Raw genomic sequence first — 25,357 nt, 5'->3', positions numbered from 1 at the left:
TGTTAGCGCAGCCCCGCTATGCATCAGACCCTCGGGTAATTCATGACTGCCTGACGTCCCCAGCGTGTATACGTTCTAACCTTTCACCGCACCAATCGTGAGCCCTTTAACAAAATAACGCTGTACAAACGGATACAGGAACAAGATCGGGCCAGTAACGATAATGGCCATGGCCATCTTAGTTGACTCTGTTGGAACGTCCTGGCTGAGCGTAACGCCCGTACCAATCGCCATCTGGTCAATAAAAGTGATCGTATTCATCGTGTTGTACAGATAAAACTGCAGCTGGTACATATCCGGGTTATTGATAAACAAAGAGGATGTGAACCAGTCATTCCAGTACCCAAGAGCAAGAAACAGTCCAACGGTTGCAATGCCTGGCATCGCCAGTTTTAACACAATGCTGAAATAGATCCGGAAATCGTGGGCACCATCAATCTTCGCCGATTCAATTAATTCGTCCGGCACAGCCGAGCGAATAAAGTTTTTCATCAGAATGATCAGAAAAGGTGTCATAAGCCCCGGAAAGATCAGTACGGTGTACGTGTCCGTCAGGTTGAAATAGTTCGCCAGCATAATGTACCAAGGCACAAGTCCCCCGCCAAACAGCGTTGTGAAGTAGATAAAAAAGGAGAACGTGTTCCGGTATTTAAAATCTTTGCGCTGAAGTACAAATCCGGCCATCGTGATAAAAAACAAACCTAGTGTCGTGCCGACAACGGTTGTAAACACGGTTACCCCATATGCTTTAAGTACCTGGGTTGGGAATTTGAAAACCATTTTGTAGCCTTCCAGAGAGAAATGCGTTGGAAAGAGATGATAACCGTCCCGAACGATCGATTCATTACTGCTGAATGACCCAGACAGTATGAGCAGGAACGGCAACAGGCACATTAATGACAAAATAATGATGACACTATAGGCAATCAACTGAAACGCGAGATTAAATTCCGAATCTTTGGCACGAGTCTGGGTTCGTATCCGTCTTTGGGTATGCGTTTGTGTGCTCATGGTTATTCTCCCTTCTGCCTATGGGCGTGCATATTCTAGAACAAGGCGTAATCTTCGTTAATTTTGCGGATGATATAGTTAACCGTCATGATGAGGATGAAACCGAATAACGATTGGTACAAGCCAGCTGCTGTTGCCATACCGATATCGAAGGTCACCTTCAAGGAGCGGTAAACATACGTATCAATGATATCTGTAGCGTTGTAAAGAACACCGTTATTCCCGATTAATTGATAGAACAAATCGAATTGTCCTTTCATAATGCTACCAAGTGAAAATAACAGGAGAATCACAAATGTCGGTTTCAACATCGGCACTGTAATGTACCAGATTCGCTGGAAGATATTCGCCCCGTCAATGCGAGCCGCTTCATAATACTCGTCACTTATTCCCGTTATTGCAGCCAGATAGATGACCATGCTATAACCGAGGTTTTTCCATAAGTAAAAAATAATGATCAGAAACACCCAGATCCATGGTGTGTTGTAGATATCCACCGGCCCTGCCTCAAAACGTTTGAGCACGGTATTCACAAACCCAGACTCATAGTTAAACATGTTGTAAGCGATTACACTTAATAGAACAAAAGAAATGAAGTACGGCAGGAACATGACGGACTGGGTTATTTTTTTGAACAACTTGCCCCGGATTTCACTTAACATGATCGCACAAAAGATCGCGAGACCGTTCCCCAGTATAATGAAAGCCAGGTTATACCCTACGGTATTTGTTGTAAGTTTCAACAGCATTCCCGATTGCCAGAGAAACTTAAAGTTATCTAATCCGACAAACGGGCTTCCGAATAACCCTCCTGCAAAATCATAGCTGGTGAATGCATAGTAAATACCGACCATCGGAAAATACGAGTTAATGAGAAAAAAAATCAGCGTGGGCAGCAGCATCAGAAACATGATTTTGTTTTTGTTCAATTCTTTGAGCATGGCTCGATCCCTCCCGAATTGTCGCGGCGATACATAATAGAATGTTGCTGGTAAATGTTGATCATAAAGGCTTTTGGTGTTGGTGTTGCTGATGTTTGGTGATTAGTATTGAGGCTGCATGGTGATGATGCACCGGTGTAGCTCTGAATTTATTGTAGACTGTCCTATTGGTTTCTGGATACTGAAGCTTCCTGCCGATTCATGAACGATACTGCGAAATGAACTGTGAACAATCTGTAACAATCATGAAATGATCGCATGTATGGTCACAAAAGTAGATATCGTGCATAGCTTCAGTCAGGTGAACAATGCCGCGAAAATTGAACTTTATCTAGGGAAAACGAACTAAAATGGTTGTGTAGCATTGATGTAAACGCATACATAATATATAATTCAAGTTACCTTGCTCTCCTTGTTCTGCTTCATATGAAGTCCGGTTATGTCTTATGAAAAATACATAAGTTCACTCATATCAGGAGGTTCGAGGGGGAAAAAGAATGCGCAAACGTTCAGAAGACAGTCAAAAAGTATTCGCGCGAATTCTGATAGGCATTATTATCAGCACAGCAGCCACGCTACTCGTAGCATCGGCCATATTATACGTTAACTATAACCGGATTGCGCTGCGCCAAGTTTATCGTACAGATATGAACAGCCTCACCCAGACCAGCCGCGAAGTGGCCAAGATGACCGAAAGCGCCAAGTCACTCTCCTATCAGATTTATCAGGACTACACCATTTCTTCTCTGATGCTTTATTCTAAACCGAGTATCTATCAGATCACCTCCGCCATGGAGCAACTCGACAATTACCGCATGTCCCTTCCTTTCATTGAATCAATCTATGTATACAACTCCAAAAGCAATGAATTTTTCATCAGCTCCGACGGGGTCCGCAATGGACAACAGTCTGTCTCTGAGATTGATGACCAAGGGATCAAGCATATTCTCGATCGTTTCCATGACTATAAACCTTTTGTTCCTATCCCACGTACGTATAAGGTTGGATCGACCAAGGCCAGCGAAGTGAACAGTTACACGTACCTGTGCTATGACACCATTAATGACAACGCCAAACTGAATTATGCGGTTATCGTAAACATCAAGGATGACTGGCTTAGTCCCAACATGAACGCGGCGGATCAGCCAGGCAAAACGTTTATTGTGAATGAAGAAGGAGACTTGTTATCCGACCTAGGGGATCGACCGCTGCTTAACAATCTCTCTAACGAAACATTCATGCGTCCAATTATGCAAGATACAGACCATTCTGCTTATTTTACCGAGGAAGTGGACGGGGAGAACTCACTGATCACCTACACCGCTCCAGACAGCCTGGGATGGCGTTACGTACGAATTACGCCCTATGACGTGATTACAGCCGACATTCGCGGTATGCGCACGCATACACTTCTGTTCTGCCTTGGGCTGCTGGCTGCGGGTTTGATTCTCTCTTATCTTGTATCGCGCAAGCTTTATCATCCGATCAATAACGTGCTTGTCCGCATGCGTGTAATGGAAGCTGAACGCCGGGGTAGTCTGCATCTGCTCAGACAAGACTTTTTACGTGGTGCGCTGCAAGGACGGGAAAGCGTAACCTGCAATATGCTAGAAGAACGGATGAGGTTCTATGGTTCCCTCATTGATGTACATCAGCCGTCAAGACTGGTGCTTTTGCGCATCGACCATTATACAGAATTTTGCGAGACTTATCGGGACGATACCAAGCTTGTCAAATATGCGATGATGAACATTTGCACCGAAACAGCAGACCTTCACTATAATGCCGAAGCAATAGACATGGGTGGTGACCTGATCACGCTCTTGTTTAATGAAAAATCGGAGAATGACTCGCTCTCGGAGGCTGGAGATGCGCATCAGATTGAAGAATTGCTTCGCATGATGCAGGCCGCAGTCATGACACATTTGAAATGCTCTATCTCCTGTACACTAGGGCCAGAGGAAAACTCGCTGGAGGAATGCATTGAAGGTTACGGACGCTCTGCCGAAGCTTCGCTTCACCGCCTTTTCATGGGGCCGGGTTGCCTGATTCATACCTCGGATATCATGGCTTATCAGAGTAAGGAGTATACTTTCCCTGCAGGCAAAGAAAGGCAGCTTGTGGATTGCTTGATGACAGGCAAAACTGAGGATGCCAAGATGTTCTACGCAGATATCGTCAGTGAAACGGCAGCCTATCCATTCAACGTCTTTCAGCTCGCTCTGTCCCATCTGACGATGACCCTTAATCACGTTCGTAATACCCTCAAGAAAAACAATCAGCTTACACTGGATTCCGTCTCGGGCAGTTTGATGCTTCCGGTGAAAAATGCTGAGGATCTCAACGAGGTGCATGAACATTTTTATCGCATGTTTGATGAGCTCGGCTCCAAGGTTGAGGAGAAACGCACGCTTAAACACGAGGAACTCATTCGAAGAATTAATGATATTGTAGAGCGGGACTATGCTAACCCGAATCTGTGCCTTACCTCAATTGCAGAGGAACTGGGCATGTCACCCATTTACGTCAGCAGACTTTATAAACAACTCACGTTAAAAGGGCTTACAGACGTCATCAATGAGACACGTATCGCCAAAGCGCAGTATATGCTTGTAGAAACGGATAATTCCGTTGCGGATATTGCCGAGAGAACCGGCTTTACCAACAGTTCTTATTTTTATCGAATGTTTAAAAAATTCAACGGGGTGACTCCGAACGATTATCGCCGCAAAGAGCTTCATTCAGACCATCTCTAACTGATCTTGAAAAAAGAGCGGCATCCGAGAGCAAAATTTGCCCTCAGATGCCGCTCCTTCTTTATTAAGCTTCTTCTTGATCCTGATCGTCACCAGATTCATCCGTCGCTTCACGCACTTTATACTTATCTAGACGCATTTCATTATATTCTCGCAGCGCCTCTTCCCCGACAATAACCTCGACTCGATGAATGTTCATGCCTTTGCCCATGAATTTCTGTTCATACTCAGTCATAACATGCTCTTCATTCAAGCCGTCACGATGAAGGTTCAGAGACAAATTGGTCATCTGCAAGCCGAAGTCAGCGATAGCGTTCAGAGAGAACTCAAACAGCGTCTCTGAATCCGTTTTAAAATGAATCTGTCCTTTCGGATTCAGCAATCCGATATATTTTTTCAAGAAACGTGGATGTGTCAACCGGCGGCGTGCATGTTTCGCCTTTGGCCAGGGATCACTGAAATTCAAATAAATACGCTCCAGTTCCTGCGGTTCGAATACTTCTTCGATCTGTTCAATGTTGGCCAGCGCCAGCTTCAGATTCGGAGGTGTCTCCACCTCAGCCTGACTCCATGCATTACGCGCTTTCTCACTGGCACGACGGACGAGCTCATCATACATGTCAAATCCGATGAAATTGTACTCTGGATATTTATAACTCATTTGACTGATGAACTGTCCTTTGCCCATGCCAAATTCAACAAAGATCGGATGATCGTTGCCGAACAGTTCGGCCCATTTGCCTTTATATTGTTTTGGCTCCAGTACAACAAGATCCTCTTGCTGCTCCAGATTTTCTCTAATCCCTTTTCTACCACGTAAACGCATTTTATTCCTCCGTTTGTCTATACTTGTCTTAGACTTATTTTGCCGAAGAACTGACAAATTGTAAAGAGCAATGAAAAAGGAATCTCCGGACCTGCCACGTTGGGCAAATCCAAAGATTCCCTTTTCGATTTATTTGGAATTGGGGTCCAACTACTTTAGTAGTTCATAGTCTACCTTATCTTGGTGTGAAAAATCAAATGTCTTTTCGAAAGCATCACGGACTTTTTGTCTTGCAGCCGCTTTCACTTTCGGATTTCCATTAAAACGGACGCCTGTCAGAGCCAGCGCCTCTTCTGCAGTCAGTTCAACAGATACATGCTGAAATTCATTATTTTTAACTTGGGAATTCATTGTATCACCTCACGGTATAGTATGATCCATAATGTCAACATTCATTCAAATGCCACGATGAAAACTACTCACTGGATGGTGTCTGACGCTGGTTTAAATATAACATAAGGTGTAAACTATATCAAGTAAAAAACGTTGATTTGACAGCCTTTTTTTTCGTTTACATTCCCCTTTTTTTCGGATTTTTGATACAATAAGTGACGAAAACCGCACAGCGTATGAATCCCTGTTCCGATATGATATTACTGAACTCGAATTGAACCAAAAACCAGTCAAAAGACAACATTTAAAGGCATTAGACCTTAAAGGAGTACCTTGAACATGAATGCACCCGCTTTACAGCCTCCCTTGATGTGGGGGGATAAACGATTCCACACCTGGAATTACGAAATGCGTGATCAATTCAACAACAAAGTCTTTAAAGTAATGCTCGATGCAGGCTTCACCTGTCCCAATCGCGATGGTTCCATCGCCAAAGGGGGTTGCACCTTCTGTAGTGCAAGGGGTTCAGGTGATTTTGCAGGGAGCAGACGTGAAGACCTCGTGAGCCAGTTCAATACCATTAGAGACAGGCAACATCTGAAGTGGCCTTCGGCTCATTATATCGGTTATTTTCAGGCGTACACCAATACCTATGCACCAGTCGAAGAACTGCGCGAATATTTTGAAGAAATTTTGCAACAGCCCGGCGTTGTCGGTTTATCTATTGCCACTCGTCCGGACTGTTTACCAGATGATGTTGTAGAGTATTTGGCAGAGCTTAATCAGCGCACCTATTTATGGGTAGAGATGGGACTACAGACGATCCACGATTCCACTTCGATGTTGATCAACCGTGCACATGATACGGCGTGTTATGAAGAAGCAGTTGAAAAACTGCGCAAACACAACATTCGGGTCTGCACACACATCATCTATGGCTTGCCTCAAGAAACACATGAAATGATGCTGGATACCGGTCGTGCGGTGGCCAATATGGATGTACAGGGCATCAAGATTCATCTGCTTCATCTCATGCGCAAAACACCCATGGTCAAACAGTATGAGGCTGGTCTCCTTCGGTTTCTTGAGCAGGATGAGTACATCAAACTAATCGTGGATACCCTCGAGATGCTCCCGCCAGAAATGATTGTACATCGTCTTACAGGAGATGCGCCTCGTAACCTGCTTATTGGTCCCATGTGGTCTTTGAATAAATGGGAAGTTCTGAATTCCATTGACCGGGAGCTGCGTGAAAGGGATACGTGGCAGGGTAAGTATTGGAGGGAAGCATAAATGGGCTTTCTGTCGGTTCTAAGTTGTGCGCATCAATGGATTGGTTCTCGGCTCCAGCCAGGAGATTTCGCAATTGACGCTACTGTAGGTACAGGTGCTGATACACTGTTTCTCGCTCAACAGGTGGGCCATCGTGGGCAGGTAATCGGGTTTGATATCCAAAGCGAAGCACTGACACTGGCTCAGGCCCGGATACGAAAGCATTCCGATAGTGGCAAGCTCGGATCTATTTCCATGCTGGAATTAAGCCATGCACGAATGGCAGAAGTCATACCAAGCGGTTGGGTTGGCAAGGTAGGAGCTGTAATGTTTAATTTGGGATACCTGCCCACGGAAGGTGCGAATACTTCGATTATTACTGAGACAACGAGTACCATCGCAGCACTTGAGGCCGCTACGACTTTATTACGTCCACGCGGTATCATTACTGTCGTTCTTTATCCCGGTCATGACGGGGGCGCTCAGGAAGCTGAAGCTGTGTCAACGTGGGCTTCTGCTTTGCCTGTCGAACAAGCGCAAGTTGTGATGTACCGTCAGATGCAACGAGAAACTTCACCGTATTTAATCGGTATTGAGAAAAAATAACAAAACAATTCCCTTTGTTGACCAAATGAAATACACTGGACACATTGACTGGACAAGCCATTTGACTTTATCCATGTCCCCGTGTTCCACATACAGATGCAACCGCATTCACTTGTTCATCTTTATCTTGTATGTGCCAGTTGTTTAACGGCCCGGAACTGGTTAAAGCGATTCACCATTTCATATACTAGAGGAGAGATATCCATGTCTACGCCATACCCATTACAATTCCAACCTGAATTCAAAGAACGTGTATGGGGAGGTCGCGCGCTGGAGCAATTCGGCCTTACACCCCCTGAAGGACATATTGGTGAAGGCTGGATGATCGCAGATCATGCTAATGGTACGACCAAGGTTCTGAATGGCCCGCTTGCTGGCAAAGGACTTGACGAGGTACGTGAACAGCTCGGGACAGCCTGGCTTGGGTCCAAAGGGGTTTCGGAAAAAGGTGGACGTTTCCCTCTGCTGATTAAACTACTGGACTGTAACGATGACCTGTCCGTTCAGGTGCATCCTACAGATGATTACGAGGCTCTCCCTCCAGGAGAACTGGGTAAAACGGAAATGTGGTACGTTCTCGATGCCAAGCCAGGAGCTCATATCATCTATGGTCTGAATGAAGGGGTAGATCGTGAAGCGTTGAAACAGTCGCTGGAGAATGGCACCGTGATGGATACCCTGCGACAAGTGCCTGTTGAAGCCGGAGATACATTCTTTATCCCTGCCGGAACGGTGCATGCTCTTTGCGCAGGTGTTGTCGTGGCCGAGATACAGCAAAATTCGGATACAACGTATCGGATCTATGATTATAACCGCCCTGGCCTGGATGGCAAGCCTCGTGAATTGCATGTGGAAGATTCCTTAAATGTCACTGCATATGAAGGCGCTGGGGCCACAACGATGAAAACCAGCGATGCCGTAGCCGGTGAATGGCTACAACTGGCATCCTGCCCCTACTTTGTTGTAGAAAAAGGCATAGTGGCTGGTCGTTGGGAACTCTCGACTACGGCAGACAGCTTTACCATTCTTGTCGTATGTGAAGGTGAAGGTAGGCTTGAATGGACTGGCGCTGAAGGAGGCGAGCATCTGACATTGAAAGCAGGTCAATGTTATCTCTTGCCTGCGAATCTGGGTTCCTATACACTGAGCGGAAATACAACCGTGCTTCGCTCTTATCTTCCTTAAGCTTTAGTTACCGATGACCTGTGAAGGAGGAATTACACGAGATGCAGGAATCTACCTTTACATTGATGGGCAACGAAGGTACCCGTGTTCATGTGTACCGCTGGCTCCCCGATCCAGATGAACATGTTCAAGGCGTAGTGCAGATTGCGCATGGAATGGGTGAAACCGCAGCGCGTTATGCCGAATTTGCAAGTTATCTTACGGAACACGGCTTTGCCGTGTATGCCAATGATCATCGGGGTCATGGCAAAACCGTAGAGAACACTGAATTGCTGGGCGATGCAGGTGTAGACGCATTCCGCTGGATGGCCAGCGATATCGTCAACTTGGGAGAGGTGGTATCTGAGGAACATCCTGAAGTTCCGCTCTTTCTCATGGGACATAGCATGGGTTCCTTTTTGGTGCAGTACCTCATGTATGCCGATCATGAAAGGTATCACGCTTTTGTATTGTCCGGAACCAACGGCAAACGAGGACTGCTCCGGTTTGGAGAAAAGCTGGCACTGTTACAGTGCGGTATTCAAGGCGACAATCATCGGAGCCTGTTGCTGAATGCCATCGTATTTGGCGGATATAACCGTGCTTTCCGACCAGCAACAACACCCTTTGACTGGTTGTCCCGTGACCACCAGGAAGTGCAGCGATTCATTGATGACCCAATGTGCGGTGCGATATGTACAGCTGGTTTTTTTCGAGACTTCTTTAAGCTATTGCTCGAAATCCATCTTCCGCAGCATATGGAGCGTATCCCCAAACACAAACCGGTTCTTCTATTCTCTGGTGAACGGGACCCTGTCGGGCTTCGAGGCAAAGGCGTGCTTAATCTATACTCCCAGTATCAGAAGCTCGGACTGAAAGACGTGCAGTATCATCTTTATCCTGGAGGACGCCATGAGATGCTGCATGAGACGAATCGTGCTGAAGTGGCACAAGACGTCCTGAACTGGTTGAAGCGCCATATGCCAAATGCAGGACAACAGGAAGAACAAGTCCATGATCGAATAGATACAGCACAGTCCAGCTAGAGTGTGTCTGAAAACGCTAAAGGGAGCCAACTTTGCTGCTATCTTCTGATCCAAATACAAGAAAATAACCCCCTGATCGGGCACAGTACAAACTGCGCTTGACCAGGGGGTTTGTTCTATTGCGGAATCTTAAATCTCATAGGAAGAAATAAAGTCCGTTGCAGACATTAAAGCTATTAACCTTCAATCAGCAAGGATTCCGGATCTTCAAGCAATTCTTTTACAGTCACCAGGAATCGTACGGCTTCGCTTCCATCAATAATTCGGTGATCGTAGGACAAGGCAATATACATCATTGGACGGTTTTCCATCCGTTCAGCATCAATCGCCACTGGGCGAAGCTGAATTTTGTGCATTCCGAGAATACCTACTTGCGGAGTATTCAGAATTGGCGTAGACAACAGGGAACCAAATGTTCCACCATTGGTAATAGTGAATGTACCACCTTGCAGATCAGACAATGCGAGCGTATTGGAACGCGCTTTGGACGCCAGGTCTGCAATGCTTCTTTCGATTTCAGCAAAGCCCAGACGGTCAGCATCCCGTACAACCGGAACAACCAAACCTTCTTTTGCGGATACCGCAATACCGATATCGTAGAATTTCTTCAATACAACGTCTTCGCCATCAATCTCCGCGTTAATCGTCGGGAATTTTTTAAGTGCACCGACAACCGCCTTTGTGAAGAAAGACATGAAGCCCAGATTGATATCGTGTTTCTCTTTGAACTTGTCCTTGCGACGTTTACGAACGTCCATGATCGCTGTCATGTCAACCTCATTGAAAGTGGTCAACATCGCTGCAGTCTGCTGTGCTTCAACCAAACGCTTCGCAATGGTTGCCCGACGACGGGACATGCGCTGACGCTCTACCGGCTTGGCAAAAGTCGCACCTCCGGCTGCTGGAGCGCTAGGCGTAGAAGCAGGAGCTTTAGCAGCTGGTGGTGCTGCTGGAGTAGACGGCTGATTGCTATGGCTTTTCACATCATCCTGATACACGCGGCCAATCGGATCTTTGCTCTGCACTTGATCCAGTTCAATCCCACGCTCACGAGCAAGTTTGCGTGCAGAAGGAGAAGCTGTTTTGCTGCTATCCGAAGGCTCAGGCGGCGCAGCAACAGCAGCTGGCACTACTGGAGCCTCAGGTGCCGGTGCCGGTTTGGATTCAGACGTTGCTGGTTCGGAAGCAGCTGGAGCGTTTCCGCCCCCTGCTCCAGCTGACAACGTACCGATCGTTTCACCAATCTCAACGGTCTCGCCTTCCTGACGAATGATTTTCTCGAGTACACCGCTCTCTTCAGCACTGATCTCGATGTTGACCTTATCTGTCTCCAGTTCAAGCAAAACATCACCTTGGTTAACCGTGTCTCCTTCTTTAACCATCCATCTGGACACCGTTCCCTCAGTTATTGACTCACCCATTGCAGGTACTTTAATTTCACTCACAGCTGTTACCTCCCCAGTGGAATATTATTCTTCGCCGTTTGTTTCAATGCTGCTGTAACAATCAATTGCTGCTCCATGCTATGCACAAGCTGATAACCGCTGGAAGGACTCGCATGTTCCGGACGGCCTTCATATCTCACGGTAGTGCCCTCAGGCGCGATCTCGCGAAGACGAGGCTCCATATACGTCCAGGCACCCATGTTTTTGTTCTCTTCCTGCACCCATACCAGCTCTTTTAATTGGCTGAAACGTGCGAGTACACGTTTGATCTCTTCCGCTGGGAACGGATAGAGTTGCTCAACACGAATGATATGAAGCCAGGACAAGTCCCCTTTGTGCTTATCAATCGCATCTTCCAGATCAATGGCAACTTTACCACTGCACAAAATAATACGTTCTACCCGATCCGGTTTCGTACCAAGACCTGGTTGCTCCAGCACAAGTTCAAACTTGCCTTCGCTGAATTCGGCGGCTGGTGATGCAACACGCGGATTCCGGATCAAACTCTTAGGAGACATCATCACAAGTGGTCGTGCATCCTCAGTCTCTGTTAAGGAAGCTTGACGACGCAGCAGGTGGAAGTACTGTGACGCACTTGACAGATTAACTACCGTCATATTGTCTTCTGCACACAGTTGCAGGAAACGTTCCAAGCGTGCGCTTGTATGTTCCGGCCCTTGACCTTCGTTCGCATGTGGAAGCAACATGACCAGACTTGATTTTTGAGACCATTTTGCACGTCCGGCAGACACGAACTGGTCAAAAATAACCTGTGCACAGTTGGCAAAGTCACCAAATTGCGCTTCCCAGATCACGAGTGTGTCTGGTGAGTACACGTTGTATCCATATTCAAATCCAACGACAGATTCTTCAGATAGCGGGCTGTTATAGATGGCAAATGATGCTTTTGCCTGTGGCAAATGATGCAACGGACAGAATTTTTCACCATTCGTAGCATCATGCAACACAAGGTTACGGTGAGCGAAAGTTGCCCGCTCCGCATCTTGACCACTGATACGGATCGGTTTACCATCTGCCAATATCGTTGCAAATGCCAGTGTTTCTGCAAGACTCCAGTCTACTTTTTCCCCTTCATTCAGAGCTGTACTCCGGCGTTGCAAAATACGTTGCAATTTTGGATATACATTGAAGGTCTCTGGCCATTTCAGAAGATCCGCATTAATGCTCCGCAGTTGCTCCAGAGGCACTGCTGTTGGGGTGATTGTAACCGCCTCGGACTCACTGATGTTGCGCTGGTAGTATTCATGCACTTCATTTTTCTTCATCTGATCATAAGCTTCTTTTAAGCGCTCTGCTACACCATCACGAACACTCGCAATAAAAGCATCATCGATGACAGATTCATTCTTAAGCATATCCTGATACAGATGGCTAACTGTCGGGTGATTCTTCACCTTGTCATACACGAGCGGTTGCGTCGTTTCCGGATCATCTGTCTCGTTATGACCATAACGACGGTATCCGATCAGATCAATCAGGAAGTCCTTTTTGAAACGATTCCGATACTCCGCAGCCATACGAATCGCGGCAATACATGCCTCAGGGTTGTCTGCGTTGACATGCACGATCGGAATTTCATAACCTTTAGCAAGGTCACTTGCATAATAAGTTGAACGTGAGTCGCTGCTGTCCGTAGTGAAACCAAGACGGTTGTTCACAATGATATGAATCGTTCCGCCATTCTGATAACCTGGCAATGCTTTGAAGTTCAGCGTTTCAGCTACAATGCCTTCACCTGGGAAAGCCGCATCCCCGTGCATCAGAATCGTCGCTGCCTTCGTTACATCCTGCTTCGGATAACCTGGTTCACGGCGGTCATCCTGAGCTGCGCGTGCGAAACCTTGCACAACCGGATTGACATATTCCAAATGGCTCGGGTTGTTTGCAAGTGTCAGGCGAGCCTGCACAGTCTCCCCGTCTTTGACAAAACGGTTCGCGCCCATATGGTATTTGACATCCCCCGTCCATCCATAGTTGATTCCTGTTGAACCTTCCGAAGGAACCAAGTCTTTGTTCGGGGCATGATGGAATTCAGAGAAAATTTTGCTGTACGGCTTGCCCAGTACATGAGCGAGAACGTTCAAACGTCCACGGTGAGCCATACCCATCAGAATGTGACTGGACCCTGCTTCTGTCATAAGGCGGACTGCTTCATCCAGCATGGGTACAAGCACATCATTACCCTCGATGGAGAAACGCTTCTGTCCAACAAACGTTTTGTGCAGGAAATCTTCAAATTGTTCAGCTTCAACCAAACGTTCCAGCAAAGCTGTACGTTCACTTTGCGTAAGAGGAGCTGGAGATGTGCGGGATTCTGCACGACGATTCAACCATTCGCGCTCCTGCACTTCATGGACGTGACTAAATTCGTATGCGATTGGTCCAGTATAAATTTGACGAAGACGTTGGATAGCATCCCAGCCAGTCGTTGTTTGGCCGTCTGCACCTTCCCAGATCAGGGAAGCAGGCAGTGCCTTCAAATCTTCCTCATTTAATTGAAAGTGTTTTGGTTCCAGCAATGATGTATCTGTTGCTTCACTGATTCCAAGTGGATCAATATCCGCAGCCAGATGGCCGTACGTACGAATGTTCCATACGAGTTTGCCCGCTGTAACCGCTTTCTGTAATAGTTGAATATCTACACTTCCGGAAGCAGATTGGCCATTCCCGGAATTCGAAAGGGTCTCTGCACCCTTGCCGGACATCGGCGGCGCGCCCCATTGCTCAAACAATTCACGATAAGCCGGTGTCACTGCACCCGGATCTTGGGTGAATAATTCATATTGTTCTTGCACGTATCCCATATTGGGACCATAGTAACTCTCCCAGGGTTTCATGTTGCCTTTCTCGATCGTCATCAACGTTCCCTCCGTCTTGATTTTGTCATAGGGTTTGACGGAAATCATTGGATAAGCCGTAATTCGCGTTCGTTCAACATTTTAAGCGAAATTTTTCATGAAGTCCAATCATCATGCTGTTCGTGGTAATAACGTTGTTCCGACGCTCCCGTCAAAGGTTTGTCTGCGTTTTCAAAATCAAAGTAATACAATGATTAGTTCTACCATCGCACAGATGTCGAATAATGTCCTGATCCGTTCGAAGGTTATACGTTCTTCCCCGTTTTCAGAGAAGTTCGTGTTCTAACCTCTATTCTATAAACTTTTACGCTCAGGAGCATTTCCTATTTTTAGCTCAATTGATGCATAAATTAGATGAATCGAATAATCGGTGCAATTCTGGGCAAGCCACAAACACCGGATTCCGTCAAATCCAGATCTGATTTCCGTATAAACCTCCTTAATAAGAATTGTGGTCCATTCTGTCCAAAAACAAACCGTCCATTTAAACATTAACCAATTCACATGTTATTCAACAAGAAATTGGGTTTTCCGAAGTAACTCTAACAATATACCAATAGAATAAAGCCGCTCGAACGGAACTCCTCGCGGCCTTTTGACTGTCTGTCCTATCTTTATTCCTTGGAGAGATTCATCATATATTTTGCAAAAGGAGTCAATTGCATATCTTTCACTTGCTCTAACGTAAACCACGCTGCTCCCAGCGAGTCTTCCCCATCCGGACCTCTTCTGATATGCTCCAGCGGATTGCTCTGCCCGATAACAACATTGTATAGAATACCGATATGATGTACTTCCTCGGGCTCACCCTGGTATTCCCACTTCACAACAACGGATTGTGAAGAGCGAATGGAAAATTGCATAGGAATGATCCCTGTTTCCTCTTCGAATTCTCGTATCAGTGCATTTTCCGGCGTTTCCCCGAATTCCATTCTTCCACCGGGTAGATCCCATTTTCCGTAATATGGGCCACGAGCCTTCTGGATCAACAGATAGGATTGTTCCCATATAGCTAGCCCATATACACCCACATGCGTATGCGTGTTCACTTTGGGTACCCTTCCCTTCCCTCGATACTTTTAGCTTATTCACCTCTGCTCTACTTCTTCTCCTCATCTGTTACAGCATTTAGATCAATAGCAAGACGAATCATATCCACACAGCGAATACCATCCTCGATGATCTCTTCCTCATAATGCCTTACAAAAAAATCCCGTTCCACGCCGGTAATCCGAAAACCACAGCGCTGGTACAATTTCAATTGATGAAAACTGGAATTCCCCGTTCCGATCTCCAATATACGACAACCGAGTCTTCTCGCAGCCTCCATGGCTTCCTTAATCATGTGTTTGCCAACACCTTGTCCCTGCAATTCCTCCTGCACAGCAATGTTAACAATCTCTGCTGTCTCCGGGCGAGTTTTGAGTAATACAAACTCTCCTACCATTTCTCCCTCATACTCCGCTATAAAACAAACGCCTCTGCTCAGGTATTCATCTACAATTGTTTTTGAAGGGTCTGCCATCAGTAAAAGTTCATACGGTTTTTCTTCATCCCAGTCCAATATTCGGAACGACAAGTTCATGCCAATCCCCACCTTTTCACATCCAAATTATTCTTTCCATGCTTTTGCAGAAGCCTATGTATGGCAAATCTACAAATTACTCTTTCTGAAGCTTCACAAGTTGCCTAATGTACCTGTTAATCCTGATGTTTCTGCTGTTTTGCAATCTATGTTAGTCGTTCTGTTTGTTGCCTATGTGTCCTGCTTGATTGGAATAATGACGGACAGACATGCCCGTTGACCTCTGCATCGAATATTTTTCATAAAATGTCTGGATTTCCGGATCACACAGAAGATCAATCATATATAGTCCCTGGAGACGATGAAGCATGCGCTGTATAAGCGTACTACCAATCCCTTGACCCTTATACTCCGGCAGTACTTCCAGCAAAGGAATGTAAGCACTGAGTACGCCATCCGAGATGGCTTGAATGAAACCTACCACATTCCCCGTCTGCTCATCAACAGCTAGTTCAATTGCATACGACTGCTCTAACAATTTGAGAAACGTTGAAGTTGATGGCGGGTTCGGCCAACTGTCAAAGAAGCCTCCACTTAATTGGTCACAGTCAATTCCCGCTAACGTATCCCGAAATACAATTTCCATCACCTGCACCTCCAAAACAAAGTAAACTTCATTATATCACAATATCTGGAACTAAATATATAGATATGGATACGATGTGATCGTCCCTATTCACTCGGGCTCAAATGCTCATGAATCAATTTCCATGCTCCCTCATTATCTTTTACAAATACGTTTGTAGCTCTCCCTTGTCCTGAAGCATGATTCCCACGAACATATCCTTCCCAGTGATAGGAATAAGTGCATACCGCCTGGCGCTCATCTACTGCTATCCAATGTACATCCTCTGCACGATACACCTCTTCTTTCACCGTATCCCAGGCATTTTGGAAGTAGGCTTGAATCTCATCCAAAGATGTACATGAAGTATCTGTAAACCAATAGAGTGCATTTGGCGCCAGCAGCTTGCTTACTTCGTCAAACCGATGTGTATTCGTGGCGTCAATATATGCATTCAATGCCTGCTCATATCCCATAATGTTTATGCACACTCCTTCTCATCTGATTTCATAATTGGCGGGCCTCATATGATCACAGGTTGATCCCTGTATGTCTTGAAAGTCTCTTGCAAGGTTTGTCCACTCGACTTCTCCCAAACTACGCTCCGTTCAAACGTACCTGAGTTAAAAAAACGCGGGAACCGCTCTGCAAACCAGTCCTGCATCGGCAAATCCAGTGCCTGCTTCACGGGCACCCATTTTAACTCACCCTCTGGCGGATCGGTAAGAAGCTCTCCTTCATATGAAGTGACCAAGTAGTTAAATACCATGTATCTTAACCCCTGATTTGGATCACAGAACTCATCCAGTCCTTTGTAGGTAATTTCCTTCGCAACAAGCCCTGTCTCTTCAAATACTTCACGCATAGCTCCATCCACAATACTTTCAGGAAACTCTACTTTCCCTCCAGGTGCAATGTATCCGGGGAATCCTTTATGATTCGGCCGATTCATCAATAAGACCTGATCGCTAACCGGGTTCCACACCATACTCATCGTATAAATCTCAACCTGATAGTTCATGTTCAGCCTCCCAAGATGCACTTTTCTCTCGTTTCACTAAGATTTCTGGAGATCATCCGTTTATTCCTGCTAGATTTTTTTCCACATCAAAAACGGACGCCCGCAACACCAGATGCCCGTTTGAATGATTATGTTGTATGCCGCTTTTACCTGAGTAACCTAGGGGTGCGCTTAACTATAACTCAGGATAACCCTGTTATCCATATACTGCGTTTCTTCCAATTAGCCCGGCGATATGCCTGTAACATTCCAAACTTGCGGATGCTGGCCTTGGGCACCACTTTGTAAGACATCGTGACTTCAAATTCCTCATCAAATGGAAAAAAGGATAAAGCTACTTTTTCGCTTGTTGCCCACTCGATTTGAATGTTTGCACTTGGACAGGTGTCAAAGCCACAGCCGAGCCCTTCTGCAAAAAAATCATAACGTGCCGTAGGTGTACCTGGCTCCTCCATGCATAGAAAGAGACTGAGTTGATCACAGAACAGCATGATCTCTACATCGTTCTTCAGCCGCTGTTCCAGCTCTGCAGCATCGCCGCCCAGTTCTTGCTTCCAGTACTCCTGCTGTTTCTGCTCTTCAAGCAGATATTGCCGGATGTCATCATCATCTTCCGGACTTGCTCCAAGCGTTTTCTGAAACAGTTCTGTATACATCAGACTGCACAATAAACCTGCATATGGATTCTGTTGTCTAACTTCTTCAATCCCCTTGCGGTAGAACACAAAACGCGGACGCAACGGGAAATCACGAAAAGAGTAAGGAATCTGACTATAATCGTTCCATAACGGTGCCGCATCCAGTTCAATCCATCCCCGGTCGTGCTCCTTTGCCGCAAGCATCAAATCCTCTCGATGTGATCCTTGGGGAAGCCACTCCGTCCTCCAATGCGCAGCCATGTCTCCAGCGACAATTCCATGCTCATGTTGTGCAGTCAAAACAAAATCATGCTCTCTCTCATATACGATCATTTGCTGTCACCCTTCCGCATGGTATACGTTGACTTTAACATAAATTGGGTTAAACTTTCTTATAAGCCATTCTGCGTACCGTATTTAGCTACCTTACACCCTCTATACGTAACGCTCTCTCTGAAACAGAGCATGTAAAAGTGTTGTCAGTTCGCTGAAATTTGGTACACTATTGATTGTGTCTTCGATTACATTACATACAGAAAGCGGGATCTCATGAATTTATACTCACCTTACATCGAGTTTAACCGCAAAGAATGGGCTGGACTCAAAGAACATCAGATCACTCTTCCGCTGACGGAAGCTGAACTGGAACAGCTAAAGGGCTTGAACGAAGAAGTATCCATTCAGGAAGTTGAGGATGTTTATCTGCCCCTTACCCACTTCATTGACTTATATGCCAGAGCTTCACGGGAGCTTGACCAACTAACGGCCTCTTTTATGAAAAAGCAAGCACTTCACACCCCCTATATTATTGGAATCGGGGGCAGTGTTGCCGTGGGAAAAAGTACAGCAGCCCGTCTTCTTCAGGCTTTACTCGCCCGTGGCAAGAACAAACCCAAGGTCGATCTGGTCACCACGGATGGCTTTTTATATCCAAATGCGGTGCTACAAGAGAAAGGCATCATGAACCGCAAAGGTTTTCCCGAGAGCTATGATATCAAATCACTCATTAAATTCATGGGCGATGTGAAATCAGGCAAACCTGAAGTTAAAGCACCTGTTTATTCACATCTGGCTTACGATGTAATTAAAGGTGAAGAGAAAACAATCTGCCAGCCGGACATTCTGATTATTGAAGGCATCAACGTGCTGCAAGTAAAACGGGAAACCCCTTTACTGGTTAGTGATTTCTTCGATTTTTCCATCTACATTGATGCAGAGGAACAGCACATCCGGCACTGGTACATCGAACGTTTCAAGGTGCTTCGTCAGACTGCTTTTCAGAATAAAGATTCCTTCTTCCATCAGCGATTCGCCAATATTAACGAAGAAGAGACGATTGAAACGGCCAACCAGATCTGGCAAGACATTAACGCGAAAAATCTGCATGAAAACATTTTGCCAACCAAAGGACGTGCCCGCTTGATTTTGAAAAAAGAAGCCGATCACTCCATTCAGCAGATTCAATTACGCAAGTTATAAATGAGATACCCTAGCAGCCTCGATCGCCAAGCGATGGACATACTGCTTATTACCCGTTAAATAAACGGTTACACCCTTATAAAGGAGAGAAAACGACATGCAAACGCTGGTGGTTCTCGGCAGTATTATGATGTTTCTGGCCGTTGCACTGGGTGCCTTCGGGGCACACGCGCTCAAACGCAAGTTATCCGCTGACATGATCAAAATTTATGAAACAGGTGTGCAGTATCATATCGCTCACGGACTCGGCATCATCCTGCTTGGATTGTTCGCAGATCGGCTGACTTCCTCATCCCTTGTCATGACCGCAGGCTGGCTATTGTTTGCCGGAATTATTCTGTTCTCCGGAAGCCTCTATACACTGAGTGTTACAGGTGTCCGCAAGTGGGGAGCCGTGACACCCATAGGTGGTGTAGCCTTCCTCGCCGGCTGGATTACCTTGCTATTCGCAGCACTGTAAGAAGAAAGAGAGCCATTTTCATCGATCCTACAGAGTGTTCCAGCTGAACGAACGTGATGCTGGAGCGCTCTTTTCATTCACTCCATCCACAGTCTGGATATAGTAACCTTATGCCTCTCCTCTTGGTAACTTCCTTTTTCTAACGAGTCCTGCGTCCGTCTCAAAATATATACATCCGGATTGGAAAGCTTGGCCCACTCGGAATAACCAAAAGAAGAATCATAATGACGAATGATTAACGATAACAGATTACCATGTGTGACAACCGCTCCATGGGTTTCTGGTCTGCTCCAACATTCCCCCAGCAATGCCAAACCTCTGGCAGCCGCGGTTCGAGACGATTCTCCGCCCTCTGCGGCCCAATCTTCATCCTCATATGTACGTTTCAGCACATCCATCCAGTTCGGCAGATTCTGTGTACTCAGCACCCTTTCCTGCAAGCGTTCATCTGTATGAATGTGCTGCTGTATCGCCGCGCCTAAAGGCACGGCCGTTTGCACTGCCCTTTTCCATGGACTGGATACGATATAGGAAATCCCGTGACCGGACAGCATATCCGCCAATTTTCCAGCCTGTTTGTATCCCTCATCTGTCAGACTTGCGTAAGGCTCCTGTCCTTCGGCTTTTGCGTGACGAATCAGAACAATGGACTCCATTGCCGACACCTCCGGTGGTCTGGTCTACAGTTTGTTTTCATTAAGATACTGAAGTGCAATACGCATTTTGTCCTGATCTTCCATTCGCTCTGCTGAACTGAAAAAAGATACGTCCCATTCCCGCTCCGGTCCAGTGCTTTCAACTGGCTGCCGTATACCAAGTCCAAGTCGCTGTTTCAAATGATTAATCGTACCCGTGCTACCGTCAACGATCTGAATATGCTCTGGCATTACTTGGCGCAGGATGGATGTGTAGAACGGGTAATGCGTACAGCCCATTACCACCGTCCCATATTGTTCCAGATCCAGGTCGGCGAGCTTCGAGCGGAAGTATGCTTTTATTTTGACCGGATCAAACTCCAGTTGCTCACACCATTCCACCAGTTCAGGGAGCGCGAAGGAATCAACCCGATGCTCATCATCCACCCGTGATACCAATTCGTTATACTTCGTCTGACTCAAAGTCAAAGCCGTAGCAAACACAAGTACCCGCTTGCCGTTGTCCCGATTCATCTCGACGGCTGGTTTCACAGCTGGTTCCATACCAATGATCGGAATGTTATAAATGGAACGCAGATCATTAACAGCCAAACTGGTTGCGGTATTACACGCGATTACAATTGCCTCTGCTCCTTCTCGAACAATAGCATCCACGCAGGCAAAAATATAACGACGAACTTCATCCGCAGACTTGGTTCCATAAGGAACGTGCAATGTATCTGCATAATAGATATAGGATTCTTCCGGAAACTGCTGTAAAGCGGTATGCAGTACCGTTAATCCACCGATGCCTGAATCAAAAAAAGCAATTTTTTTGGTCAAAGATGTCACCTCTATAACGTATTCTTTCGGTTCGGGGAACCGCTCATTACTACTCATGATGACTGGAGGTGAAGCTTATAATCACAATAAGGCTAAAAGAATAGTCCAAGGAATAACCTAATCTGTGTTCGTCTTATATTGTCTCAACCAATCTTTACCACTGTTCCAGTTATGCACTGGATTGTCATGTCCCATCATATCGGCACTGGCCTGAGCCATAATCCACTCCTTCAGACCATTGTCCGGGCTGGATTCAAGCTGATCCAACAAAAGATTCAGACCCTCTGAGCCCGTTTGAAGAATAGCTTCATATACGGCCTGATTGCCTGCGATATAATCATTCGGATTGCTGCTGGCAGCCAGAACAGGTTCGCCGACTAATGTATCCAAGCTTTGTTTGATGGTTTTCGCCGCAGATTGATCGTCCGCTGTAACAGCACATGCTGATAAGCCTAACGCTGTGCATATGGACAGCAAGCTCGTCATGATCCATTTACGTTTCATTGCAGCACCTCGCTAAGAAAGTTAATCTTCAAATAAAGACTTGCCTGCTATCTTCCAGTATCGTTCATTCTCAGGAACCTTATCTAAAAAATCCATGTAACTCCCTGTCCAGCCATCCGGCATGTAATGCTCGAAGGAAGCAGGCTCCGGGAACATGGAGAAGAATAGCTGCCTGTCAAAATCGACAAGAAAGGACGGCACGTACTTAAGCCATTCATCACTCTCGTTATGACTCTCCCGAAATTGTTGAAGCACACTCTTCAGTTCAGCCGCGCTTACCTGCTCTTCCTGAATCGCCTGTAGGAAAACAGCCGCCGTCTCCTCATTCAACACACGGATACCAAACCGTTCTTCCATTTCAACGTTTAAAAACCAATATTCCCGTTCGGTGACATACCAATGCCACACGCCCATAAACCAAACGCCAACAATTGTATTTTCAGCATAAACAGGCTCTGTTTTCATCATTACATCTCCTGGCGCAGTTTTTGCTCCTTTACCAGATCGAGAGCAAGCTCCCATCGTTCTTCTGTCAGTTCCTGACCAGACAAAATCTGCTTCCGAATTTCTTTCACTTCAAAACCATAGGCTTCATATAACCTGCGGGCGCCAAATAAAGACTGATTAGTCCATAATGAAATGGAACGATATCCTTGTTGCTTTGCATACGAAATAACGTGCTCAATGAGCTTCCTTCCCCACCCTGCACCCCTGGCCTCAGGTTCAAGTAGAAACCATCGTAGCTGAGCCACCTTATCATTCACACGTGTCAGCCCAATCGAACCATGAGGCCTCTGATTCAGCTCTACAATCCACATCATTTCTCTTGTGAAATCTCCCGTATGAGCGAAAGTCTGCAACGCATCGATAATAAATGCCGCAAAGCTGTCATCATAATTATACTCTTCCCGATAAATACGGATATGCGCTTCTATGACATACTGCAAGTCTTTTTGTAAGAATGTACGAATCATGTTACTTATTCTCCTATTCCATCAAGCGATGAAGCAGTCTCTCTCCTTCACTTCTTCGTCCAGCAGCCTGTTGCTCCAGAAATTCGGGGACTTCACGCAGTTCGGCTGGACGATATCCTGCCCCACATCCACAGTTATGATAAGTAACACCATGACGATAAAGCGTCATCACTTTGGTCCATTGTTTGATGTCCTTTTGCTTTGGAGCTTGAAAATCATGCCCCATGCTTACCATAACCTCTGCACATTGCGGGCACTTATGTTCAAGAGTTGCCGCGGTCCCCGGGCTCAAATCATAAGGTGATACTTGTTTAAACGACTTGCGACAGTGAAAACAAGCATAGATCTCCTTATAAGGCCCCGACATCGCATATCGGCACATCGTCATCACCCCCTCATTATTTTCCATTATACGGGATTTTGTGCACGGTTACGAATATTCTATTGCATCATTGCGCATTCGCTTCTCTCCAGGCTGAACCAAATTCAGCGGCAGATGTGTACCTCCGGGAACGATGTGCTTTCACCGTCATTGGACATCTCCTCTTGCCTTTTAATTAGGATTCAATCCTGGTTTCTCGTTATAAAAATACGTCATATGCGCCTCATCATACCCTTGTCCGCCCACTTCCAGGGCATTACGTTCGATCCCGTAGGCTTCAAACCCATGTCCTTCATACAATCGTTTCGCAGAAGCGTTGGTAGTCACTACACTCAGATTAATCTGCTTGAGATTCTCCAGATGTTTGCCCCGTTCCAAAATCTCGGATAACAATCGGGATGCCACTCCGTTCCCTCGATGAGCAGGTGAGACATAGACACCCCAGATGAATCCCTTATGCCTGAGCTTCAGGCCGTATTCCCTTTTAAAACCCATCATGCCCGCAAGTTTGCCGTCAGGGGTATACGCACCCAGAATGTAATCATCAGGCTCGTTATGTATGCGCTCTTTCACTTCACTCATGGATAACTGACTGGACAACTCGTATGAAGCCCCGAAAGCTTCGGGGTGTGTCTGTAGCGCCTCAAGTCGCAAAGGCCAATACAGGTCAGATTCGTCCCGCTCGATATTACGAAGAATATACGAGTCTCGTACAGCATCTCTTCTCATCCTTCATCTCCTCCCAGCAGTTTAGTTCGTATTTTCGTTACCACGCCCATGACGATCCCTTTCCATCGCTTCCTGTACCCGGTCACGCGCCGGAAGTTTACTGTTGATATGTAGGAGCAAGCCTACAATGATAATCAGCAGTACAATAACAATGACTTCAAACATGAATTCCCCCCCTATAAAAAGGTTATGACTTTGCCTCGCGTATAAACACACCATCACGCACTCTTAAACTATTGAAGGCCACGAGCAATTAGCCACTCCAGCCATTTCCATGGCAGCAGTGCCTTTCCGATGATGAGTAACCGTGAGCCTTTGCCTAGTGCATATCGTAGCCGTGGTGCACGCATTCGCGCAATCCGTCCGATCAGATCAGCGACCTCTTGCGGATCAGGTGCAGTCTCACTCGCCTGTTTTGAATACCGCAGAACCGCATCCAGCTTATGTTTATAGGGGGAATTCTCCTTCTGGTGGATCTCTCCCAACCCTTTGTTCCAGATGGGTGTACGATATGCCCCGGGTTCAACCAGCACCACCCGGATACCAAATGAGGACATTTCATGGCGCAGACTTTCGCTGAAGCCTTCCACGGCAAATTTGGAAGCGGCGTACGGCGCATATCCCGGAAAACCGGACAAACCACTCACGCTCGAAAGGTTAACAATCAGCCCACGCTTCTGTTCACGCATGACAGGCAGAACGGTGCGTGTAACTGCAATAAGTCCAAACAGATTCGTTTCTATCTGCCGCCGCCAATCCTCCATCGACACTTCCTCAATAAATCCGCCTACAGCAAAGCCCGCATTATTCACCAACATATCAATTCGTCCATATTGCTGTAGCACCTTATCTACAGCGGTCTGCACTGATTCCGAATCCGTTACATCAAGCTGTACATAGTAGAGTCGATCGGTCACTCCTGCCTCCTCGGCACGATTCGAAAGTTCTCCCTTACGGCTCAGATCACGCATCGTGGCAATAACACGATAACCTTGCTTAGCAAGTGTGATGGCAGTCAGCATGCCGAAGCCACTGGATGTTCCTGTGATTAAAGCAACAGGGTGTTGATCCCCGAGACTGCCTGATCTTGATTGTTTTGCATCTGATGATTGTGATAATTCGGTTTGTCTGCTATCCCCTGTCGTACTTCTGCCATCCGCAGGGTTTGGTGAATCCTCTCCTATTTTGTACGCCCACACAGTCACTTCATCACCTCCGTTAAAGTGTAAAAGAATATTTCGATCTATATCGTTCATTGGGCAA

At 46.2% G+C, this 25,357-nt stretch carries 28 protein-coding genes; 7 read left to right on the top strand and 21 right to left on the bottom strand.

The genetic code is table 11. The features are described from left to right. Window positions 1-75 precede the first annotated feature (75 nt). A complete protein-coding gene (locus AB4Z30_RS16015; RefSeq protein ID WP_441928079.1) occupies window positions 76-1,011 on the bottom strand; it encodes a carbohydrate ABC transporter permease in 936 nt (311 codons plus the stop codon). A 35-nt stretch (window positions 1,012-1,046) separates the two neighbouring features. Then, a complete protein-coding gene (locus tag AB4Z30_RS16010) occupies window positions 1,047-1,952 on the bottom strand; it encodes an ABC transporter permease (RefSeq protein WP_090922181.1) in 906 nt (301 codons plus the stop codon). A 497-nt stretch (window positions 1,953-2,449) separates the two neighbouring features. Between AB4Z30_RS16010 and AB4Z30_RS16005 the strand changes: the two genes are divergently transcribed. Next, window positions 2,450-4,708 (top strand): AraC family transcriptional regulator, encoded by a 2,259-nt coding sequence (locus AB4Z30_RS16005; protein ID WP_441928076.1) that lies wholly within the window; start codon window positions 2,450-2,452, stop codon window positions 4,706-4,708. Between the two features lie 64 nt (window positions 4,709-4,772). Here the strand turns inward: AB4Z30_RS16005 and trmB are convergent, their stop codons facing one another. Both trmB and AB4Z30_RS15995 read right to left on the bottom strand, forming a co-directional pair. Beyond that, on the bottom strand, window positions 4,773-5,534 hold the full coding sequence (trmB, locus tag AB4Z30_RS16000) for a tRNA (guanosine(46)-N7)-methyltransferase TrmB (RefSeq protein WP_441928074.1): 762 nt from the start codon (window positions 5,532-5,534) through the stop codon (window positions 4,773-4,775). Between the two features lie 150 nt (window positions 5,535-5,684). Next, window positions 5,685-5,885 (bottom strand): hypothetical protein, encoded by a 201-nt coding sequence (locus AB4Z30_RS15995; protein WP_090922175.1) that lies wholly within the window; start codon window positions 5,883-5,885, stop codon window positions 5,685-5,687. 321 nt (window positions 5,886-6,206) lie between these two features. Between AB4Z30_RS15995 and AB4Z30_RS15990 the strand changes: the two genes are divergently transcribed. From AB4Z30_RS15990 to AB4Z30_RS15975, 4 genes are all read left to right on the top strand, one after another. Then, window positions 6,207-7,160, top strand: coding sequence for a TIGR01212 family radical SAM protein (locus AB4Z30_RS15990; RefSeq protein ID WP_441928072.1), 954 nt, complete (start codon window positions 6,207-6,209; stop codon window positions 7,158-7,160). Beyond that, window positions 7,161-7,745 (top strand): class I SAM-dependent methyltransferase, encoded by a 585-nt coding sequence (locus AB4Z30_RS15985; RefSeq protein WP_441928070.1) that lies wholly within the window; start codon window positions 7,161-7,163, stop codon window positions 7,743-7,745. 204 nt (window positions 7,746-7,949) lie between these two features. Next, entirely contained in the window at window positions 7,950-8,930 is a 981-nt protein-coding gene (locus tag AB4Z30_RS15980; RefSeq protein ID WP_441928068.1) for a type I phosphomannose isomerase catalytic subunit, read from the top strand. A 41-nt stretch (window positions 8,931-8,971) separates the two neighbouring features. Next, entirely contained in the window at window positions 8,972-9,955 is a 984-nt protein-coding gene (locus AB4Z30_RS15975) for an alpha/beta fold hydrolase (protein ID WP_441928066.1), read from the top strand. 176 nt (window positions 9,956-10,131) lie between these two features. On the opposite strand, the gene odhB is transcribed toward AB4Z30_RS15975, so the two are convergent. The 8 genes from odhB to AB4Z30_RS15935 all read right to left on the bottom strand — a co-directional run bounded on the left by odhB (window position 10,132) and on the right by AB4Z30_RS15935 (window position 18,421). Further along, window positions 10,132-11,400 (bottom strand): 2-oxoglutarate dehydrogenase complex dihydrolipoyllysine-residue succinyltransferase, encoded by a 1,269-nt coding sequence (gene odhB, locus AB4Z30_RS15970; protein WP_441928064.1) that lies wholly within the window; start codon window positions 11,398-11,400, stop codon window positions 10,132-10,134. 5 nt (window positions 11,401-11,405) lie between these two features. Next, the gene (locus AB4Z30_RS15965; protein WP_441928062.1) at window positions 11,406-14,279 is read right to left on the bottom strand and encodes a 2-oxoglutarate dehydrogenase E1 component; all 2,874 of its coding nucleotides are present in this window, start codon (window positions 14,277-14,279) and stop codon (window positions 11,406-11,408) included. A gap of 614 nt (window positions 14,280-14,893) precedes the next feature. Beyond that, window positions 14,894-15,328, bottom strand: a complete 435-nt coding sequence (locus AB4Z30_RS15960; RefSeq protein ID WP_441928060.1) for an NUDIX domain-containing protein — start codon at window positions 15,326-15,328, stop codon at window positions 14,894-14,896. 50 nt (window positions 15,329-15,378) lie between these two features. Continuing rightward, window positions 15,379-15,864 carry a GNAT family N-acetyltransferase gene (locus AB4Z30_RS15955; RefSeq protein WP_441928058.1) on the bottom strand — a complete coding sequence of 162 codons (486 nt, stop codon included), beginning with the start codon at window positions 15,862-15,864 and terminating at the stop codon, window positions 15,379-15,381. Window positions 15,865-16,015: 151 nt separating this feature from the next. Next, on the bottom strand, window positions 16,016-16,450 hold the full coding sequence (locus tag AB4Z30_RS15950) for a GNAT family N-acetyltransferase (protein ID WP_441928056.1): 435 nt from the start codon (window positions 16,448-16,450) through the stop codon (window positions 16,016-16,018). 86 nt (window positions 16,451-16,536) lie between these two features. Continuing rightward, window positions 16,537-16,905, bottom strand: a complete 369-nt coding sequence (locus AB4Z30_RS15945) for a YybH family protein (protein WP_441928054.1) — start codon at window positions 16,903-16,905, stop codon at window positions 16,537-16,539. Window positions 16,906-16,952: 47 nt separating this feature from the next. Then, window positions 16,953-17,450: an 8-oxo-dGTP diphosphatase gene (locus tag AB4Z30_RS15940; RefSeq protein WP_441928052.1), complete on the bottom strand. Its 498-nt coding sequence runs from the start codon at window positions 17,448-17,450 to the stop codon at window positions 16,953-16,955. A 182-nt stretch (window positions 17,451-17,632) separates the two neighbouring features. Then, window positions 17,633-18,421, bottom strand: coding sequence for a DUF3891 family protein (locus tag AB4Z30_RS15935; RefSeq protein WP_441928050.1), 789 nt, complete (start codon window positions 18,419-18,421; stop codon window positions 17,633-17,635). A gap of 216 nt (window positions 18,422-18,637) precedes the next feature. Here AB4Z30_RS15935 and coaA point away from each other — a divergent pair, with 216 nt between their 5' ends. Together coaA and AB4Z30_RS15925 are read left to right on the top strand one after the other, a co-directional pair. Then, window positions 18,638-19,567 carry a type I pantothenate kinase gene (coaA, locus tag AB4Z30_RS15930; RefSeq protein WP_441928048.1) on the top strand — a complete coding sequence of 310 codons (930 nt, stop codon included), beginning with the start codon at window positions 18,638-18,640 and terminating at the stop codon, window positions 19,565-19,567. Window positions 19,568-19,664: 97 nt separating this feature from the next. Next, entirely contained in the window at window positions 19,665-20,027 is a 363-nt protein-coding gene (locus AB4Z30_RS15925) for a DUF423 domain-containing protein (RefSeq protein WP_441928046.1), read from the top strand. A 77-nt stretch (window positions 20,028-20,104) separates the two neighbouring features. Here AB4Z30_RS15925 and AB4Z30_RS15920 read toward each other — a convergent pair whose 3' ends face one another. The 9 genes from AB4Z30_RS15920 to AB4Z30_RS15880 form a co-directional block, all read right to left on the bottom strand. Then, complete coding sequence (locus AB4Z30_RS15920) at window positions 20,105-20,683, bottom strand: histidine phosphatase family protein (protein ID WP_441928044.1); 579 nt, start codon at window positions 20,681-20,683, stop codon at window positions 20,105-20,107. A gap of 24 nt (window positions 20,684-20,707) precedes the next feature. Continuing rightward, complete coding sequence (murI, locus tag AB4Z30_RS15915; protein ID WP_441928042.1) at window positions 20,708-21,505, bottom strand: glutamate racemase; 798 nt, start codon at window positions 21,503-21,505, stop codon at window positions 20,708-20,710. A gap of 117 nt (window positions 21,506-21,622) precedes the next feature. Then, window positions 21,623-22,009, bottom strand: a complete 387-nt coding sequence (locus AB4Z30_RS15910; RefSeq protein WP_441928040.1) for a hypothetical protein — start codon at window positions 22,007-22,009, stop codon at window positions 21,623-21,625. 21 nt (window positions 22,010-22,030) lie between these two features. Next, window positions 22,031-22,477 (bottom strand): hypothetical protein, encoded by a 447-nt coding sequence (locus AB4Z30_RS15905; RefSeq protein ID WP_441928038.1) that lies wholly within the window; start codon window positions 22,475-22,477, stop codon window positions 22,031-22,033. Then, window positions 22,477-22,983 carry a GNAT family N-acetyltransferase gene (locus AB4Z30_RS15900; protein ID WP_441928036.1) on the bottom strand — a complete coding sequence of 169 codons (507 nt, stop codon included), beginning with the start codon at window positions 22,981-22,983 and terminating at the stop codon, window positions 22,477-22,479. The genes AB4Z30_RS15905 and AB4Z30_RS15900 overlap by 1 nt, the downstream gene beginning before the upstream one ends. Before the next feature lie 13 nt (window positions 22,984-22,996). Next, window positions 22,997-23,365, bottom strand: a complete 369-nt coding sequence (locus tag AB4Z30_RS15895) for a hypothetical protein (RefSeq protein WP_441928034.1) — start codon at window positions 23,363-23,365, stop codon at window positions 22,997-22,999. Window positions 23,366-23,536: 171 nt separating this feature from the next. Next, window positions 23,537-24,094: a GNAT family N-acetyltransferase gene (locus tag AB4Z30_RS15890; protein ID WP_441928032.1), complete on the bottom strand. Its 558-nt coding sequence runs from the start codon at window positions 24,092-24,094 to the stop codon at window positions 23,537-23,539. Between the two features lie 21 nt (window positions 24,095-24,115). Continuing rightward, window positions 24,116-24,259 carry a hypothetical protein gene (locus AB4Z30_RS15885; RefSeq protein ID WP_441928030.1) on the bottom strand — a complete coding sequence of 48 codons (144 nt, stop codon included), beginning with the start codon at window positions 24,257-24,259 and terminating at the stop codon, window positions 24,116-24,118. Between the two features lie 68 nt (window positions 24,260-24,327). Next, window positions 24,328-25,299, bottom strand: coding sequence for an SDR family oxidoreductase (locus tag AB4Z30_RS15880; RefSeq protein WP_441928028.1), 972 nt, complete (start codon window positions 25,297-25,299; stop codon window positions 24,328-24,330). Window positions 25,300-25,357 lie beyond the last annotated feature (58 nt).

The sequence above is a fragment of the Paenibacillus sp. 2TAF8 genome (assembly GCF_052114825.1).
GTDB lineage: Bacteria > Bacillota > Bacilli > Paenibacillales > Paenibacillaceae > Paenibacillus.
The sequence above is the reverse complement of the archived record's forward strand: the minus strand, read 5'-3'. Positions and strand labels throughout refer to the sequence as shown.

Coding starts and splice junctions, on each gene's coding strand:
- AB4Z30_RS15995 (WP_090922175.1), bottom strand. CDS start 5,885: ATGAATTCCCAAGTTAAAAATAATGAATTTCAGCATGTATCTGTTGAA.
- AB4Z30_RS15985 (WP_441928070.1), top strand. CDS start 7,161: ATGGGCTTTCTGTCGGTTCTAAGTTGTGCGCATCAATGGATTGGTTCT.
- AB4Z30_RS15920 (WP_441928044.1), bottom strand. CDS start 20,683: ATGGAGTCCATTGTTCTGATTCGTCACGCAAAAGCCGAAGGACAGGAG.
- AB4Z30_RS15980 (WP_441928068.1), top strand. CDS start 7,950: ATGTCTACGCCATACCCATTACAATTCCAACCTGAATTCAAAGAACGT.
- AB4Z30_RS16010 (WP_090922181.1), bottom strand. CDS start 1,952: ATGCTCAAAGAATTGAACAAAAACAAAATCATGTTTCTGATGCTGCTG.
- AB4Z30_RS15905 (WP_441928038.1), bottom strand. CDS start 22,477: ATGATGAAAACAGAGCCTGTTTATGCTGAAAATACAATTGTTGGCGTT.
- AB4Z30_RS15975 (WP_441928066.1), top strand. CDS start 8,972: ATGCAGGAATCTACCTTTACATTGATGGGCAACGAAGGTACCCGTGTT.
- AB4Z30_RS15945 (WP_441928054.1), bottom strand. CDS start 16,905: ATGGGATATGAGCAGGCATTGAATGCATATATTGACGCCACGAATACA.
- AB4Z30_RS15925 (WP_441928046.1), top strand. CDS start 19,665: ATGCAAACGCTGGTGGTTCTCGGCAGTATTATGATGTTTCTGGCCGTT.
- AB4Z30_RS15885 (WP_441928030.1), bottom strand. CDS start 24,259: ATGTTTGAAGTCATTGTTATTGTACTGCTGATTATCATTGTAGGCTTG.
- AB4Z30_RS15955 (WP_441928058.1), bottom strand. CDS start 15,864: ATGAACTTGTCGTTCCGAATATTGGACTGGGATGAAGAAAAACCGTAT.
- AB4Z30_RS15890 (WP_441928032.1), bottom strand. CDS start 24,094: ATGAGAAGAGATGCTGTACGAGACTCGTATATTCTTCGTAATATCGAG.
- AB4Z30_RS15900 (WP_441928036.1), bottom strand. CDS start 22,983: ATGATTCGTACATTCTTACAAAAAGACTTGCAGTATGTCATAGAAGCG.
- AB4Z30_RS15895 (WP_441928034.1), bottom strand. CDS start 23,365: ATGTGCCGATATGCGATGTCGGGGCCTTATAAGGAGATCTATGCTTGT.
- trmB (WP_441928074.1), bottom strand. CDS start 5,534: ATGCGTTTACGTGGTAGAAAAGGGATTAGAGAAAATCTGGAGCAGCAA.
- AB4Z30_RS15940 (WP_441928052.1), bottom strand. CDS start 17,450: ATGAACTATCAGGTTGAGATTTATACGATGAGTATGGTGTGGAACCCG.
- AB4Z30_RS16015 (WP_441928079.1), bottom strand. CDS start 1,011: ATGAGCACACAAACGCATACCCAAAGACGGATACGAACCCAGACTCGT.
- AB4Z30_RS15935 (WP_441928050.1), bottom strand. CDS start 18,421: ATGATCGTATATGAGAGAGAGCATGATTTTGTTTTGACTGCACAACAT.
- AB4Z30_RS16005 (WP_441928076.1), top strand. CDS start 2,450: ATGCGCAAACGTTCAGAAGACAGTCAAAAAGTATTCGCGCGAATTCTG.
- AB4Z30_RS15910 (WP_441928040.1), bottom strand. CDS start 22,009: ATGAAACGTAAATGGATCATGACGAGCTTGCTGTCCATATGCACAGCG.
- AB4Z30_RS15950 (WP_441928056.1), bottom strand. CDS start 16,450: ATGGAAATTGTATTTCGGGATACGTTAGCGGGAATTGACTGTGACCAA.
- coaA (WP_441928048.1), top strand. CDS start 18,638: ATGAATTTATACTCACCTTACATCGAGTTTAACCGCAAAGAATGGGCT.
- AB4Z30_RS15990 (WP_441928072.1), top strand. CDS start 6,207: ATGAATGCACCCGCTTTACAGCCTCCCTTGATGTGGGGGGATAAACGA.
- AB4Z30_RS15965 (WP_441928062.1), bottom strand. CDS start 14,279: ATGACGATCGAGAAAGGCAACATGAAACCCTGGGAGAGTTACTATGGT.